The organism is Shewanella sp. FeAMO, from assembly GCF_053653955.1.
In genome coordinates this window covers 2,862,505-2,877,777 of the sequence record NZ_CM132201.1, presented here as the reverse complement: position 1 = coordinate 2,877,777, position 15,273 = coordinate 2,862,505, and the positions used below count along the sequence as shown (strand labels likewise).

Sequence of the window (15,273 nt, the reverse complement as noted above, 5' to 3'; positions counted from 1 at the left end):
TCAGATCACATCTATGTCGGCGGCGCAGGCAAAGACATGGTTGGGTCGGAAGGGCTCTTTCTCTATGTCTTCCAGCTTGCTGACCCCACTGGTGACCAGTATGGTTTCCAGCCCGGCCTGAAAACCGGCCAGAATATCGGTGCGCATGTTATCACCGATAATCACGGTATTTTCGGAATGACCATCTATATGGTTCAGGGCCGAGCGGATGATCCAACTGCTGGGTTTACCCACGTAGAAGGGCTTGCGACCGCTTATTCTCTCAATAGGTGCACAGAGAGCGCCACAGGCGGGACTATAAGCCGGGCCATGGGTATCCGGATTGGTGGCAATAAAACGGGCGCCGGCGGCAACAAAGCGGGCGGCCTTGTGGATCATGTCCCAGTTGTAGGAGCGGGTTTCGCCGACGATAACAAAGTCGGGGTTGATATCGGTAATGGTAAAGCCGGCCTTGTAAAGCTCGTGGGTGAGGGCGCCTTCACCTATGACAAAAGCCTTGCTGCCTTCCTGATGCTTGAGAAAGTCGGCGGTCGCCATGGCCGAGGTATAGAAACACTCTTCGGGAATATGCAGCCCGGCGGCGCCGAGGCGGTTTTGCAGATCTTTGCCCGTCTGTACCGGATAGTTGGTCAAGATAACCAAGGGGTTTCCCTGTTCCAGTACCCGGGCGATAAACTTGTCACTGCCGGGGATTAACTTGTTGTCGTGCATCAGCACGCCGTCTATATCGCAGATAATATTCTTCATGCGCGTCTCGTTCTGTCCTGATAACTGCCCCTATCTAACGCCATTGGTCATAAAATTACAATTGGCCGCGGTAAAAAGCCGGTAACGGAGCGTCATATCCGGGTAAATTAAGCGGAGAGTCAAGCTTGCGCCACAGCCGTAATAGCCATTGTTGGAATGAAAAAAGGAGCCGTATGGCTCCTTTTTGCTGAATTAATCAACCTAAGTTTACTCAGAGATCAGTCCGGGGCGTAGCCGTTGGGGCCGATGGCTTCATCGTCGAGCCAGGCCTTACCGTCAACCATCTTCAGTCGGCCCTGGCAGAACCAGCGCACCACTATCGGGTAGATGGCGTGTTCCTGCTCGTGCACCCTGGCCGCCAGAGTTTCCACTGTGTCATCGGCAAACACAGGTACCTTGGCCTGCAAAATCACAGGGCCACTGTCCAGTGCCGGGATAACGAAATGAACACTGGCGCCATGTTCGCTGTCACCGGCTTCGATGGCGCGCTTGTGGGTATCCAATCCAGGATACTTGGGCAGCAGTGACGGGTGGATATTGAGCATCTTGCCCTGGTAACGGCTGACCAGCTCATCACTGAGAATACGCATAAAGCCGGCCAATACGATGAGGTCGGGCTGATATCTGTCGATAGCCGCCTGCAGTCTGGCATCGTATTGGGCGCGGGACTCCTCTTTGCGGGCGATGACGCAACTGGTGTCTATTTCGGCATGATGGGCCCGGATCAGACCATAGGCATCGGCCTTGTTGCTGATCACTCCGACCACGCGCCCTGGCATCTTGCTATCACAGCTGTCGATAACAGCCTGCAAATTACTGCCATTGCCCGAAATCATTACCAATATGCGACAACTCTCCTGCATTAAAGGATCTCCACTTGCTCTTCTTGTTGAGTACGATTGGCGATAGTGCCTATCTGCCAGGCGTTTTCACCTTTGGCCTTGAGTAGCTCAATGGCGGCGGCGGCTTCAGCCTGAGGCAGGGCAACTATCATACCGACACCACAGTTAAAGGTGCGGTACATTTCATGTTCTGTGATATTACCGGCTTGCTTGAGCCAGTTGAATACGCTGGGCCACTGCCAGGACTCGCCCTGGATAACGGCCTTGGCATTTTCTGGCAGTACCCTTGGAATGTTTTCCCAGAAACCGCCGCCTGTGATGTGTACCATGGCGTGAACCGGATGTTTTTCCAGCAGTTCCAGCAAAGGTTTGACATAGATGCGGGTCGGTTCCAGCAAGTGATCGATAAGCGGCTTGCCGTCCAGATCTTGCTGTGGGTCGGCCTGGCTGACTTCCAGGACTTTACGGATCAGTGAGTAACCGTTGGAATGAGGACCACTGGAGCCCAGGGCTATCAGTGCATCACCGGCCTGTACCTTGCTGCCGTCGATGATGGCTTCTTTCTCCACCACACCGACACAAAAACCGGCCAGATCATAGTCAGCGCCTTCGTACATGCCGGGCATTTCGGCAGTTTCACCACCGATCAGGGCACAACCGGATTGGAAGCAGCCTTCGCCGATACCTGTGACCACATCGGTCGCCACATTGACGTCCAGCTTGCCGGTAGCATAGTAGTCGAGGAAAAACAGCGGCTCGGCCCCTTGTACCAGCAGGTCGTTGACACACATGGCCACCAGGTCGATACCGACAGTGTCATGCTTTTTGAAGTCAATGGCCAGGCGCAGCTTGGTGCCCACGCCATCGGTACCGGAAACCAGCACAGGGTGCTTGTATTTGGTTGGCAGTTCACACAGGGCGCCAAAACCACCCAGGTTGCCCATGACTTCAGGACGGTGAGTGCGTTTGACTACGGACTTGATGTTATTGACGAGTGCGTTGCCTGCATCGATATCGACACCGGCGTCTTTATAGCTCAGTGGGGTAGGGGTACTCACTTGATCCTCTCGGGTACATCGTTATGGATTTTATGCGGCGCTATTCTAGCAGTTTGCCGGGGGGGTCGAAAGCCAAGATTGCACTTTATTCATAGGGATATAAGTCACGATTTACCAGATTTATAAAACTTTCTGTTTTACCGCCGGAACAAATCAACTAAAATCTCAGAAATTTGCCCAAATCCGGCTGGTTTGTGCTCTTCACGCCGGGAGCCGCCAGTCTGATTGCTCGTCCCGCCCGCAAGATCAGGAGAAAAAGAATGAAAGTTGTCGAGGTTAAACACCCGCTGGTACGCCACAAAATCGGTTTGATGCGCGAAGCTGAGATCAGCACCAAGCGTTTTCGTGAGCTCGCCGCCGAGGTTGGCAGCCTGTTAACCTACGAGGCAACCGCAGGTTTGGAAACCGAAACTGTGACCATTGAGGGCTGGAACGGTCCCGTTGAAGTGGAGCAGATTAAAGGCAAGAAGGTGACTGTAGTGCCTATTCTGCGTGCCGGTCTTGGCATGATGGACGGCGTGCTGGAGAACATTCCCAGTGCCCGCATTTCTGTCGTCGGTGTTTACCGTGACGAAGAAACCCTGGAGCCTGTGCCTTATTTCGAGAAACTCGCCAGCGATATGGAAGAGCGTTTGGCACTGGTAGTTGACCCTATGCTGGCTACCGGCGGCTCCATGATTTGCACCATAGACTTGCTGAAAAAGCGTGGTTGTAAGCATATCAAGGCGCTGGTATTGGTTGCGGCTCCTGAAGGCGTCAAGGCACTGGAAGAGGCGCATCCTGATATTGAACTCTACACGGCGTCTGTCGATAAGTGCCTGAACGATAAGGGCTATATCCTGCCTGGTCTGGGTGATGCCGGTGACAAGATTTTCGGTACCAAATAAGTCTCTTTAGTGAGCACAACTCTTTATTGTTTTTAATAAAAGAGTGAGCATAAGAAAGGCGCCCTCAGGCGCCTTTTTGCTTATTTCGACCTTACTTATTCCTTCTGATCTTAGGCGGTTTTCATGGTGATAACCGCGGCGATAACCACGGCTATGCCGACCCAGCCTATGGGCTTGAGTCTTTGTTTGAACAGCAAGGCGCCGCCGATAGCCGTTCCCAAAATGCCTATGGCGCCCCAGGAGGCGTAGGCGATCGCCAAGTCTATCTCTTTCACTGCCTGTGCCAGCAGAGTAAAAGCGCTCAGCACCAGCAGGATTGCCAGCGCGCCCCACAATTTACGCTTGAACCCATTGGAGCGGGTGAGCGCCATATTGGCGGCAATATCAATCAAGGCGGCCAGCACCACATAGCCAAAGGAGAGCGTCAGAAACTGGTTCATGTTCGCCTCCGTTACAGGTTACCGGCGGTGCTGTTTGCTCCCAAGCCGGTATCCTGAACTTTGGTTTTATCACCTTCATGGCTCTCCCCCAGAGTCACCAACACTATACCCAGGATGGCCAAGGCCAGTCCGGCAAGCTCCTGCGGGTTGAGCCTGGAGTCAAACAGCAGCATGGATACCAGGGTGATCAGGGCTATGCCCAAACCTTCCCAAACCGCATAAGCCACGCCTATGGCAATCTTCTTCGCCGCCAGTGATAAAAAGAAGTATGACACACCAATCAAGAGGTACATCAACAGGTAGCCCCAGATTGAGCCTTCGGGTCCCAGCAGGTTCATGGTACTGGTACCCGCCACTTCGGCGGAAATCGCAAACAATAGAAATACGCGTGCAAGGATCATAATTCACCTTCTACATGAAATTAAAAATATGCATAACGGAGAATTGCGCATTACACCCGGAACTATCTGGCCAGATAAGTGATGAAAAAAGGAGTAACAACAAAATTAAGTAGCAATTCCAAACTTACGCCACTAGGTTAACCGGTCAATTTTTGGGTTGGTAGGTAATTGAGATATTCAATTTTGAATATCTATTTCAGTCTGGACAGATGCTTGCGATGGCCGAAAGGTGTCTTGCATTACCTTGTGAAGATGCCGGTGCAGCGGGTGATTACGGTAGGTCTGCAAAAAGCCGCCGGACACCACGAAGTGGCTGAACTCCTGATTGACCTGGGGCATGGGGAAGGAGGCCAGCTCCGGCATCAACCTGGCAGTGCCTTGACTGGCGTACATGATGGCGTCGGTTTCCAGCAACATCTGGCAGGCGACCCTAAGATTGTAGGACTTGAGCAGCACATGGGGCTGATAACCCATACGCTGATACTCTGACTCCACAGTGCATTGCGGATTGTAGGAGGCCGGTGCAGGCAGGGAGACTATCGGCAGCGTGGACACTGTCTGCCAATCATTTTCATCGCCGAGCAGCGGATGATTTTTGCGTGCCAGGATCACCCGTTTTTCGGTGAACAGCGGCCGCATATAGATATCCTTGGACAGCTCGGTTTCCTGATCCAAAATACAATAGTCATGTATGCCTTCGAGCATCTCATCATGGCTGTAACCATTCCAGCTGGAAAAGGTGAAGCTGGCTTTGGGAAAGGCCCGGTGACAGCTTTGCAGCAATCTTTGTCCCTGTTCATCCATCAGGTAGGGATCTGTCACTATGGCTATTTGCCCTGTGTAGGTGTCGGCGCTGAAGTCTTCGAACTCCAGCAGGACTTTCTCGATAGGGGCCAGAATATTGTCAAACTCTTCTGCCAGGCGCAGCGCCATGGGAGAGGGCTCTACACCATGGGGTTTACGGACAAACAGGGGATCCTGGAAGGTTTGCTTCAGGCGCATTACACCCCGGCTGGCGCTGGGCTGAGAGATCCCAAGTTGCATGGCGGCCAACTTGATACTGCGATTGTCGACAACCGCCTTAAGTAGGCGCATCAGATTCAGATCCAGAGTATCCAGTTCATGAGCCATTTATCTATCACCCCTGTTTGCGGCTGGCGCCACTGTATAAGAGCGCGCGGCACAAGATAAAACATCAAAGTTTGCCATGGCTTCTGTGTTGCTCACGGCAATGATTGCAGGTGACTCGAGAGTAACACAGCTTAACGCTCTAAGCGCCTGTGGGGTTACATCGGCTGACTTTGGCGCTTGGCTAATGTCCCGTTCAGAGCAACGCTTTGATTACTCAGTTTCTTTACTGAGTTCTTCTACTGGCTTTCGGGCCTGCTTGAGACCTTGCCACAGCAGCAAGCCGCCGAGTATCAGCACCAAAATAACCACGGGCCCACCGACCGCATAATCGTTTAAGGCGATCATCGGCGGCAACTGGGCCGTGTCTCTGTATGATGCATCGGACACTATGATCAAAAGCGCCAAACCTGCTGCCGCCAACAAGGCGATACCGCTGGAGCGGCACCAGTTACGGCGGCGGTTGAGAAAACCGGCGAGGGTGAGGCTGACAGCCGCCAGCAAGGCGCCGAAGATAACCATAAAGTATTTTGCCGGTTGTTGCTCCGGCAGGCTCTGGAAGGCACCAAAAATACAGACATAAGTTGAAAAAGCGCCGACCAGCAGTAACAGGTAAGCAAGCAATATACGCAGCAGTGACATACGGGTCCTTGTTGTCTTTGGGAAAGGTGGCGATTAAAACATAAAAAAAAGCCCACTTGAAACAAGCGGGCCGCAAAAATTAAATCATTGCAATCAACAAATTGAAGGAAGGAAGTCAAGCATAAGAACCAGGGAAAACTGCCATGAAAACTACACAACAGTTTTGAAGTTCTTGGTTTTCATATTTACCGGGGTAAATACTTCCTGAAAACGAGGCACATTTTAGTGACAGAATGTGTCAGCAACAAGCGAGAAAAACTACGTCATGAGATAAGTAAAACTAATGTCACAAAGGTGATGCAGGTCACGTAAATGCACTTATAGCCCGTGTTTCGCTTCTTTACTCAATGTGGATGCATAAATCTGCAATTTATATAATTAATCCTTGTTGCCGTTTTATTAACATTTGTCATTGTTCAATCCTTGCACAGATTGTCATTTGACGATTGTGTCGGTTTTTTTTGCTTGTATAGTACTTTGCAAGTCGCTGCGTTTGCATTTTTTGCTAAAACGCCGCTGTACGCCTCTTTATTTAGTCGGACAGGAAGTTTCCATGACAATAACTACAAAATTGGCTCGCCCTATGCTGTTGGCTGTAGGCTTGAGCCTGGCGCTCGGCGCCTGCCAGAGCACAGATACCCCAAATGGCCAGAGCTCGCTGGCTGCCGTTAAGTCCCAGTATCCGGCGACCCGCGCCGAAGTGCTGGTCGAAAACATTCACGGTGTTCAGGTTGCCGATCCTTATCGCCACCTGGAAGAAAGCACTCCGGAAACCGAAGCCTGGGTCAAGGCTCAGCAAGCTTTTGGACAGGAGTATCTGTCGGCTATCCCCAACAAACAGGCTGTAGTCGACAGGATCACCACCCTGTGGAACTATGAAAAAATCTCTGCCCCCTTTGAAAAGGGTGACAACACCTTCTACTACCGTAACGACGGCCTGCAGGCCCAGTCAGTGCTCTATGTCAAAGACAAGCAGGGTAATGAGAAGGTGTTGCTGGACCCCAACGCTTTCTCCGACAAGGGCACAGTTGCCCTGTCAGGCGTGTCAGTGAGTGACGATGGCAAGGTGCTGGCCTATGGTGTCTCCGAGTCCGGCTCCGACTGGCAACAGTGGCAGTTTATGGATATTGCCAGCGGCAAGCTGCTCAGCGACAAACTGGAGTGGATCAAGTTCTCCTCTGCCGTGTGGGATCATGCCAACGAAGGCGTATTCTATGCCCGCTATGATGCCCCGGCCGGCGGAGACAAGATGGCCGATGTCAACTTCAACCAAAAGGTTTACTACCATAAGCTGGGCACAGATCAGAGCCAGGACAAGCTGGTTTATGAAAGGCCACAAAACAAGGACTGGGGCTTTGGTATCGGTGTCTCTGAAGACGGCGACTATCTGCTGCTGTCCATCTCCCAGGGAACAGACAGCCGCAACCGCTTCTTCTATAAGTCACTCAAAGATCCAAAAGCGGAAGTGGTCGAGCTGATTTCCGAGTTGGAAGCCGAGTACAGCTTTATCGGCAACGACAAGTCAGTATTCTACTTCAAGACAGATCTCGATGCCCCCAACGGCAAAGTGATTGCCATAGATTTGCGCCGCCCGGCCAAAAAAGACTGGAAGACAGTGATCCCTGAGACAAAGGATCCTATCGCCAGTGTAGGGATCATCAATGATCACCTGGTGGTGAGCTCACTGCATGATGTGCTGGGACAGCTGTCCATCTACTCCATGGGCGGCGTCAAGCGCCAGGACGTGACTCTGCCGGGCAAAGGTAAGATTGCCGGCCCATACGGCAAGCGCAGCAAAGACTACTTCTATTACACCTTCAACAGTTATGTGCAGCCGCAGACCACCTATAAGTTTGACTTCAAGACAGGTGAGTCCGAGCTGTACCAGAGTCCTAAAATCGTCTTCAATCCGGATGATTATGTATCCGAGCAGGTGTTCTACACCAGCAAGGACGGTACCAAGGTGCCCATGATGCTGTCATACAAGAAAGGGCTGAAGAAAGACGGCACCAACCCGACACTCCTGTATGCCTATGGTGGTTTTGCCATCTCCATGACCCCAAGATTCAGCCCGGCCAATATCGCCTGGCTGGATATGGGCGGCATCTATGCTGTGCCCAGCCTGCGTGGCGGCGCCGAATATGGTGAGAGCTGGCACCAGGCCGGTATGTTCGACAAGAAGCAAAATGTGTTTGACGACTATTTTGCCGCAGCCGAATACCTGTTGGACCAGGGCTATACCAACAAGAGCAAGCTTGGCGCCTATGGCCGCAGTAATGGTGGTTTGTTGATGGGCGCCGCCGTGACCCAAAGACCGGATCTGTTTGCCGCCGTGCTGCCCGCCGTAGGGGTACTGGATATGCTCAGATTCCACAAGTTTACCATAGGCTGGGCCTGGACCAGTGAATACGGCAGTGCCGACAATGCCGAGCAGTTCCCGGCGTTGCTGGCTTACTCGCCATATCACAACGTCAAGTCTCAGGCTTATCCTGCGACCATGGTGATGACAGCCGATCATGACGACAGGGTGGTGCCGCTGCACAGCTTCAAGTTTGCCGCCATGATGCAGGCCAAGCAGCAGGGGGATCAGCCGGTTATCATGCGTATCGAGTCCAATGCCGGTCACGGCGCCGGTAAACCCACGGCGATGAAGATAGATGAAGCGGCGGATATCTTCACCTTCCTGTGGCACAACTTTGGCTTGACCCTGCCGAGCAAAATCGACGGTTAAGCTTAAGTTAAGCCTTGAAAAAATAAACTGGGGCCTGCGGGCCCCTTTGCTTTTTCCGCCATTCACAAGCGGATTGTGGATAAGGTATAGTAGGCCTCACTTTTGGCGCATTAAAAGCAAGTGGAAGCATGTTTCGTTGGCCTATCACTGTCTATTATGAAGACACAGACGCGGGTGGGGTGGTTTACCATTCCAACTATTTGAAATTTTTTGAAAGAGCCCGAAGTGAGTGGCTCAGGTCTATGTCGGTGAGCCAAACCGCCCTGTTGCAGCAGGATATCGCCTTTGTGGTACGCCACGCCGAGCTGGATTTCTGCAAGGCGGCACGATTTGAGCAGAACCTTTGGGTGGAAACCCGTGTCTCAGAAGTGAAGCGGGCATCTTTGGTGTTTGAACAGCGCCTGGTAGATGCCGAGGGTGAGTGTTATTGCGCAGCCAGCATTCTGGTTGCCTGTATTTCGCTCGAGCGCATGCGGCCATTGGCCATTCCCCAACACATATTGCAGGAGTTTAAAAAAGGTGGAAGCTGAGATTTCGTTTATTGGATTGTTCATGCAGGCCAGTCTGTTGGTAAAACTGGTGATGCTCACCTTATTGTCTCTGTCTATCGCGTCCTGGGCTGTGATTATCCAGAGGCGCAAACTCCTGAAAGCGGCCAGGCAAAATGCCGAACGCTTCGAAGAGAAGTTTTGGTCCGGTGTGGATCTCAATCGTTTGTACCAGGAGCTGTCGGTGCGCCAGGAAAGCAACTCAGGGCTTGAGTCCATGTTCGTATCCGGCTTTAAGGAATACGCCCGCCTGTCGAAACTGAACGGCCGGGTGCCAGAAGCCATTATGGATGGCAGCTATCGCGCCATGCGGATCTCCCTCTCCAAAGAGTTGGATAAGCTGGAAACCCATCTGCCACTCTTGGCAACCATAGGCTCTACCAGTCCCTATATCGGCCTGTTTGGTACAGTTTGGGGGATCATGAACTCCTTTATCGCCTTGGGCGCGGTTGAAAATGCCACTCTGGCCATGGTGGCACCGGGTATTGCCGAAGCGCTTATCGCTACCGCCATGGGCTTGTTCGCCGCGATTCCAGCGGTTATCGCCTACAACAGATTCTCCACTCAGGTGGAAAAGGTCGAGTCTTCCTACGCCAACTTTATGGAAGAGTTCTCCGGCATATTGCACCGTCAGGCATACAGCGATAAGGAAGCCGTATGATGCAGGGATATCAGCGCAAGCGGCGTCGCCCCGTCGCTGAAATCAATGTGGTGCCCTATATCGACGTGATGTTGGTGCTGCTGATCATCTTTATGGTGACGGCGCCGATTGTGACTCAAGGGGTGAAAGTGGACTTGCCTCAGGGTAAGGCCGAGCCGCTGCCCGCCGACAGCAAGCCGCCTGTGGTGGCCTCCATCAATGCCGAGGGTGAGTATTTTCTCGACTTGGGTGGCTCACCCAATAATGAGGTGCTGGATCTGGAAGAGATCAGCACCCGGGTCAGCGCCATCATCAAGATGGAGCCGGATCGCCCCGTGGTGGTCAAGGGCGATCGCGCCATTCCCTACGAGCGGGTAATCCAACTGATGGTGTCGCTGCAAAATGCCGGCGTGCCTTCTGTCGGTTTGATGACAGATTCGCCAGAGGAGAAGTAAGTGGCTGGGAAATCTGATTTTACTGTCCCCTTTATCATCTCAGCTGTGCTGCATATTGGGGTTATTGCGATTCTGGCCATGGGCGTGGACTTTCAGGACAAACCCAAATTGCCGACACCACAGGCTCAGTCTGCGCCTGTGCAGGCCGTGGTGGTCGATCAACAGAAAGTGGATGACTATGTCCAGAAGCTGAAACAGGACAAGGCCGCCGCCGAGCGCCGTGAGCTCGAGCGGCAGCAGGAGCTGGATCGCAAGGCCAATGAAGCCAAAAAGGCCCGTGAGCAGGAGCAGGAACGGATCCGCAAGTTGGAGGTCGAGCGCAAGCAAAAAGAGCTGGAGACCCAGAAGGCTGCCGATGCTGCCAAGGCTGCCAAGCTGAAAGAGCAGCAGGAGAAAGAAAAGGCCCAGAAAGCCGAGGCCGAGCGTAAGGCCAAGGAGCAACAGCGTAAGGAAGCCGAAGAGGCTGCTCTTAAGGCAGAGCAGAAACGCAAGGCTGAAGAAGCCGCCGCCAAAAAAGCGGAAGAGGAGCGAAAACGTAAAGAAGCTGAGCGTAAGGCCAAAGAGGAAGCCGAGCGTAAACGCAAGGCCGAGGAAGAGGCCCGTCGCCGTCAGGAGCAGGAGTTGGCCGATGCGCTGGCCGCCGAGCAAGCCGCCTTGTCTGCTACCCGTAATCGTCAGGTCATGAGTGAAGTCGACCGTTACCGGGCGATGATCACCGCCACTATTCAGCGCAATCTGGTGGTGGATGAGTCGATGCGGGGTAAAGTCTGTAAGGTCAAGGTGCGTCTGGCCAAAGACGGCTTTGTCACCAACAGCCAGATCATCGAAGGGGATCCTGTGGTATGTCGCGCCGCCAAGGCCGCCATCAACAAGGCCGGGCGTTTGCCGGTTTCCCAGGAGCCTGATGTGTATCAGCTGATGAAAGAGATTAATTTACAAGTCAGACCGGAATTCAACTAAGGGAGCCCCATGAAACGAATTGCCAAGAGTCTTATCTGTTTGCTGGCTGTGCTGGTGCTGCCGGCAAAGGCGGCACTGGATATAGTGATCACCGAAGGGGTGGACGCCGCGCGTCCCATCGCCGTGGTGCCATTTGTCTGGCAGGGCGCCGGGCCGGCCCCAGAGTCGATTTCGGATGTGGTGATGTCCGATTTGACCCGCAGTGGTACCTTCAAACCACTGGATGAATTGTCACTGGGTCAGCGCGCCATCAGCAAGATGGACGAGTTCAATGCCGCAGCTTGGAAAAAAGTCTCTGCCGAAGCCGTAGTGATGGGCTATGTGAAACCCTATGGCGCCGGTAAGTATCTGGTGAGCTTTGATTTGGTGGATCTGGTGAAGGCGCAGATGCAGTCCGGCGGCCCTCAGTCCCGCAGCGAGCTGCTGCTGGATAGCCGTGAAACCGTTATCAGCGAAGCACAGTTCCGCCAGTATGGTCACAGGATCAGCGACATAGTCTACGAGAAGCTGACCGGGATCCGCGGCGCCTTTTTGACTCGTATCGCCTATGTGGTGGTTAATCACCAGGAGAAGAATCCCTACCGCCTGATGATTGCCGACTACGACGGCTACAATGAACAAATGCTGCTGCGCTCGCCTGAGCCTTTGATGTCTCCTGCCTGGTCTCCGGACGGGCGCAAGCTGGCCTACGTCAGTTTCGAAAACAAAAAGGCCGAAGTATTTGTCCAGGATATCTATAGCCAAAGCCGTACCAAGGTTACCAGCTTCCCCGGTATCAACGGCTCGCCAAGCTTCTCGCCCGATGGCAGCAAGCTGGCGGTGACTCTGTCCCGTGACGGTCAACCTGAGGTCTACGTAGTAGAGATAGCCACGGGCGCGCTCAAGCGGATCACCAATCACTATGCCATTGATACCGAAGCTACTTGGTTCCCCGATGGCAAGTCGCTGCTGTTCACCTCCGAGCGGGGTGGCAGGCCCCAGCTATATCAGGTAGAGTTGGCCTCAGGCAAGGTGACCCGCCTGACATTCGAAGGCGAGTGGAACCTGGGGGGGACTGTGACCCCTGATGGCCGCAGTATGATTTTCGTCAACAGAACCAACGGCAAATACAATATTGCCCGTATGGATCTGCAGACGCGTTTTATGCAGGTGTTGACCTCAACCCGGCTCGATGAATCACCCAGCGTTGCCCCTAACGGCACCATGGTGATTTATGGCACCACCTATAACGGCAAGCAGGTGCTGGCAGCGGTATCTGTTGATGGCCGTTTCAAGGCGCGGTTGCCAGTGGGGCAGGGCGAGGTGAAATCACCCGCTTGGTCACCGTTTCTATAACTTATATTTCAGAAGGATAACATGATGGATCTCAACAAGTTGTTTAAGGCAATCGTAATCGCTGCGCCATTACTGGCTCTGGGTGCCTGTAGCTCAACTTCAGAATCAGAAACGGACGCCAGCGGTTCGACAACTTCCGGTAGCGAGTACGGCAATGGTGCCGGCGGCGTGGAAATCGGTGGCGCCAATCCGGTTTTGAGCCCGGAAGAGCAGCAGCGCCTCAAGTTCCAGGAACTGCGTAAAGAACACATCATCTACTTTGATTTTGACCGCAGTGAAGTGCAAACAGAATTTGCTGAAATTCTGGAAGCCCACGGTACTTATCTGGTTGAACATCCTAACGTACGCGTGTTGATCGAAGGCCACGCCGACGAGCGTGGTACGCCTGAGTACAACATAGCTCTGGGTGAGCGCCGCGCCAAGGCTGTAGCCAAGTACCTGCAGGGTATGGGTGTACTGCCAAGCCAGATGAGCATTGTCAGCTATGGTGAAGAGAAGCCTCTGGATATGAGCCACACAGACGAAGGTTTTGCCAAGAACCGTCGCGCTGTGCTGGTGTATTGATCCCGGCATTAGAGGGACATTGAAGAATGAAGAAAGCCGTTATCATCACGGCCATGCTTCTGGGAACTGGGGTCGCTTATGCGGCCCCAGCGCCCGTTGAAGACATTGGCGGCGGTTCCAGTGAGGATCGCATCGCCCGCCTTGAGCGGATCATCAAGGCCCGTCAGCAAGCCGAGTTTGAGACCATGCGCAGAATGGATACTCTGCAGCAGGAGGTGCTGGAACTCAGAGGCCTGACCGAACAACAGAACTATCAGATAAACCAGATGTTGCAGCGCCAGCGCCAGCTCTATGACGAAATCGCCAACCTGCAAAGCAAGCCTGCGGCGCCCGCCGTCAGCCAAACCCCATCAAATGTGGTGGCCAGTTCGTCTTTGTCCGAGACCGACAGCTATCAAAGGGCGGTTGATCTGGTACTGAAAGAGCGCCAGTACGACGCAGCAATTCCGGCATTTCGTGACTTTATCAAGCAGTACCCCAATTCGGGCTTCGCCGATAACGCCAACTATTGGCTCGGGCAACTGCTCTATAATAAGAATGAATTTGCCGAAGCCAAAACCGCTTTTGCCAATGTGGTCGATAACTTCAAAGAATCGGGTAAGCGGGCCGACAGTCTGGTTAAACTTGGGCTGATTGCCGAAAAAACAGGCGATAAAACGGCAGCAAAGAACTACTATCAGCAAGTGGTGAAACAGTACGCAAACAGCGCTGCAGCAAGGATTGCACAGCAGCAATTGGCGGCAATTAAACCATGATTTAACTAAAAAACATCCGCCCAGTTTGTTTTTCATGCAAACAACAAAAAATCGGGAATTTACACTTGCATGAGAATCACAAAGCGGTATTATAGGCGCCCTCAGCACGGCATGGCCTGCTGAGGCGAAACCTGAATGGGTCGTTAGCTCAGTCGGTAGAGCAGTTGGCTTTTAACCAATTGGTCGAAGGTTCGAATCCTTCACGACCCACCAACTTCATGTTTCGTAAACCTTTTAGTGGGTCGTTAGCTCAGTCGGTAGAGCAGTTGGCTTTTAACCAATTGGTCGAAGGTTCGAATCCTTCACGACCCACCACTGATTTATTGCGGTCTGCCTCGGCAGTCAATGTCGGGTCGTTAGCTCAGTCGGTAGAGCAGTTGGCTTTTAACCAATTGGTCGAAGGTTCGAATCCTTCACGACCCACCATCGCAATCCAAATCAAACAATCTGGCAGTATATCCGTGGGTCGTTAGCTCAGTCGGTAGAGCAGTTGGCTTTTAACCAATTGGTCGAAGGTTCGAATCCTTCACGACCCACCATTTGCCTGAGAATAGGTGACACCCAGATGGGTCGTTAGCTCAGTCGGTAGAGCAGTTGGCTTTTAACCAATTGGTCGAAGGTTCGAATCCTTCACGACCCACCATTTCTCAGCGTGCTGCAAAAGGTAGATCTTCCTGCGGGTCGTTAGCTCAGTCGGTAGAGCAGTTGGCTTTTAACCAATTGGTCGAAGGTTCGAATCCTTCACGACCCACCATCAGGAAAGATAGACCAAAACATTCAGTGGGTCGTTAGCTCAGTCGGTAGAGCAGTTGGCTTTTAACCAATTGGTCGAAGGTTCGAATCCTTCACGACCCACCACTGAATGCTCAATCTGTATGGGTCGTTAGCTCAGTCGGTAGAGCAGTTGGCTTTTAACCAATTGGTCGAAGGTTCGAATCCTTCACGACCCACCATCCAGAACTCCGCTTGAAAACGCCAAGCTCGCCAATATCCAGCTTCAGTCGATTCGCAATATCCAAGCTAATTTAGCCAATACTTTTCTACTTTTGTCTCATAGACCTATTGCCAATGTTTCAATTCTGTTAAACATCGGATAGTGCTTCTTGCTTTCTCAATCTGTCTTGGCAGTTGTGTTTTTTG

Annotated in this window: 16 protein-coding genes and 8 tRNA genes; 17 read left to right on the top strand and 7 right to left on the bottom strand. The window is 52.7% G+C overall.

The genetic code is table 11. The annotated features are described in order from the left end of the window. From ACWAU4_RS12925 to purM, 3 genes are all read right to left on the bottom strand, one after another. Positions 1-747: an HAD-IIA family hydrolase gene (locus ACWAU4_RS12925; protein WP_025889385.1), complete on the bottom strand. Its 747-nt coding sequence runs from the start codon at positions 745-747 to the stop codon at positions 1-3. Between the two features lie 218 nt (positions 748-965). After that, entirely contained in the window at positions 966-1,610 is a 645-nt protein-coding gene (purN, locus tag ACWAU4_RS12920; RefSeq protein ID WP_025011947.1) for a phosphoribosylglycinamide formyltransferase, read from the bottom strand. Beyond that, positions 1,610-2,647 carry a phosphoribosylformylglycinamidine cyclo-ligase gene (purM, locus tag ACWAU4_RS12915; RefSeq protein ID WP_025011948.1) on the bottom strand — a complete coding sequence of 346 codons (1,038 nt, stop codon included), beginning with the start codon at positions 2,645-2,647 and terminating at the stop codon, positions 1,610-1,612. Before purM ends, purN begins: the two co-directional genes overlap by 1 nt. Positions 2,648-2,907: 260 nt before the next feature. Between purM and upp the strand changes: the two genes are divergently transcribed. Then, the gene (gene upp / locus ACWAU4_RS12910; RefSeq protein WP_028781646.1) at positions 2,908-3,534 is read left to right on the top strand and encodes a uracil phosphoribosyltransferase; all 627 of its coding nucleotides are present in this window, start codon (positions 2,908-2,910) and stop codon (positions 3,532-3,534) included. Between the two features lie 110 nt (positions 3,535-3,644). Here the strand turns inward: upp and ACWAU4_RS12905 are convergent, their stop codons facing one another. The 4 genes from ACWAU4_RS12905 to ACWAU4_RS12890 form a co-directional block, all read right to left on the bottom strand. Then, the gene (locus tag ACWAU4_RS12905; protein ID WP_028781645.1) at positions 3,645-3,974 is read right to left on the bottom strand and encodes an SMR family transporter; all 330 of its coding nucleotides are present in this window, start codon (positions 3,972-3,974) and stop codon (positions 3,645-3,647) included. An 11-nt stretch (positions 3,975-3,985) separates the two neighbouring features. Beyond that, positions 3,986-4,375 (bottom strand): SMR family transporter, encoded by a 390-nt coding sequence (locus tag ACWAU4_RS12900; protein ID WP_025011949.1) that lies wholly within the window; start codon positions 4,373-4,375, stop codon positions 3,986-3,988. Between the two features lie 177 nt (positions 4,376-4,552). Continuing rightward, entirely contained in the window at positions 4,553-5,506 is a 954-nt protein-coding gene (locus tag ACWAU4_RS12895) for a LysR family transcriptional regulator (protein WP_208124819.1), read from the bottom strand. 210 nt (positions 5,507-5,716) lie between these two features. Continuing rightward, entirely contained in the window at positions 5,717-6,145 is a 429-nt protein-coding gene (locus ACWAU4_RS12890) for a hypothetical protein (protein ID WP_144221358.1), read from the bottom strand. Between the two features lie 553 nt (positions 6,146-6,698). Here ACWAU4_RS12890 and ACWAU4_RS12885 point away from each other — a divergent pair. The 16 genes from ACWAU4_RS12885 to ACWAU4_RS12810 all read left to right on the top strand — a co-directional run bounded on the left by ACWAU4_RS12885 (position 6,699) and on the right by ACWAU4_RS12810 (position 15,086). Next, positions 6,699-8,876 (top strand): prolyl oligopeptidase family serine peptidase, encoded by a 2,178-nt coding sequence (locus ACWAU4_RS12885; RefSeq protein WP_208124818.1) that lies wholly within the window; start codon positions 6,699-6,701, stop codon positions 8,874-8,876. A gap of 128 nt (positions 8,877-9,004) precedes the next feature. After that, on the top strand, positions 9,005-9,406 hold the full coding sequence (ybgC, locus tag ACWAU4_RS12880) for a tol-pal system-associated acyl-CoA thioesterase (RefSeq protein ID WP_025011952.1): 402 nt from the start codon (positions 9,005-9,007) through the stop codon (positions 9,404-9,406). Next, on the top strand, positions 9,396-10,085 hold the full coding sequence (gene tolQ / locus ACWAU4_RS12875; protein ID WP_145839959.1) for a protein TolQ: 690 nt from the start codon (positions 9,396-9,398) through the stop codon (positions 10,083-10,085). The genes ybgC and tolQ overlap by 11 nt, the downstream gene beginning before the upstream one ends. Continuing rightward, a complete protein-coding gene (gene tolR / locus ACWAU4_RS12870) occupies positions 10,082-10,519 on the top strand; it encodes a protein TolR (protein ID WP_025011954.1) in 438 nt (145 codons plus the stop codon). Before tolQ ends, tolR begins: the two co-directional genes overlap by 4 nt. After that, the gene (gene tolA / locus ACWAU4_RS12865; RefSeq protein WP_093983226.1) at positions 10,520-11,479 is read left to right on the top strand and encodes a cell envelope integrity protein TolA; all 960 of its coding nucleotides are present in this window, start codon (positions 10,520-10,522) and stop codon (positions 11,477-11,479) included. Between the two features lie 9 nt (positions 11,480-11,488). After that, the gene (gene tolB, locus ACWAU4_RS12860; protein ID WP_208124817.1) at positions 11,489-12,814 is read left to right on the top strand and encodes a Tol-Pal system beta propeller repeat protein TolB; all 1,326 of its coding nucleotides are present in this window, start codon (positions 11,489-11,491) and stop codon (positions 12,812-12,814) included. Positions 12,815-12,838: 24 nt separating this feature from the next. Further along, positions 12,839-13,378, top strand: a complete 540-nt coding sequence (gene pal / locus ACWAU4_RS12855; protein WP_025889363.1) for a peptidoglycan-associated lipoprotein Pal — start codon at positions 12,839-12,841, stop codon at positions 13,376-13,378. A gap of 26 nt (positions 13,379-13,404) precedes the next feature. Next, on the top strand, positions 13,405-14,133 hold the full coding sequence (gene ybgF, locus ACWAU4_RS12850) for a tol-pal system protein YbgF (protein ID WP_025011957.1): 729 nt from the start codon (positions 13,405-13,407) through the stop codon (positions 14,131-14,133). 137 nt (positions 14,134-14,270) lie between these two features. After that, positions 14,271-14,346: transfer RNA gene (locus ACWAU4_RS12845), tRNA-Lys, on the top strand. A gap of 26 nt (positions 14,347-14,372) precedes the next feature. Then, positions 14,373-14,448 (top strand) — tRNA-Lys (locus tag ACWAU4_RS12840). Positions 14,449-14,483: 35 nt separating this feature from the next. After that, positions 14,484-14,559: transfer RNA gene (locus ACWAU4_RS12835), tRNA-Lys, on the top strand. A 37-nt stretch (positions 14,560-14,596) separates the two neighbouring features. After that, a tRNA-Lys gene (locus ACWAU4_RS12830) sits at positions 14,597-14,672 on the top strand. 28 nt (positions 14,673-14,700) lie between these two features. Next, positions 14,701-14,776, top strand: a tRNA-Lys gene (locus ACWAU4_RS12825). A gap of 35 nt (positions 14,777-14,811) precedes the next feature. Then, positions 14,812-14,887: transfer RNA gene (locus ACWAU4_RS12820), tRNA-Lys, on the top strand. 28 nt (positions 14,888-14,915) lie between these two features. Further along, a tRNA-Lys gene (locus ACWAU4_RS12815) sits at positions 14,916-14,991 on the top strand. Positions 14,992-15,010: 19 nt separating this feature from the next. Beyond that, positions 15,011-15,086, top strand: a tRNA-Lys gene (locus ACWAU4_RS12810). Positions 15,087-15,273: the final 187 nt, after the last annotated feature.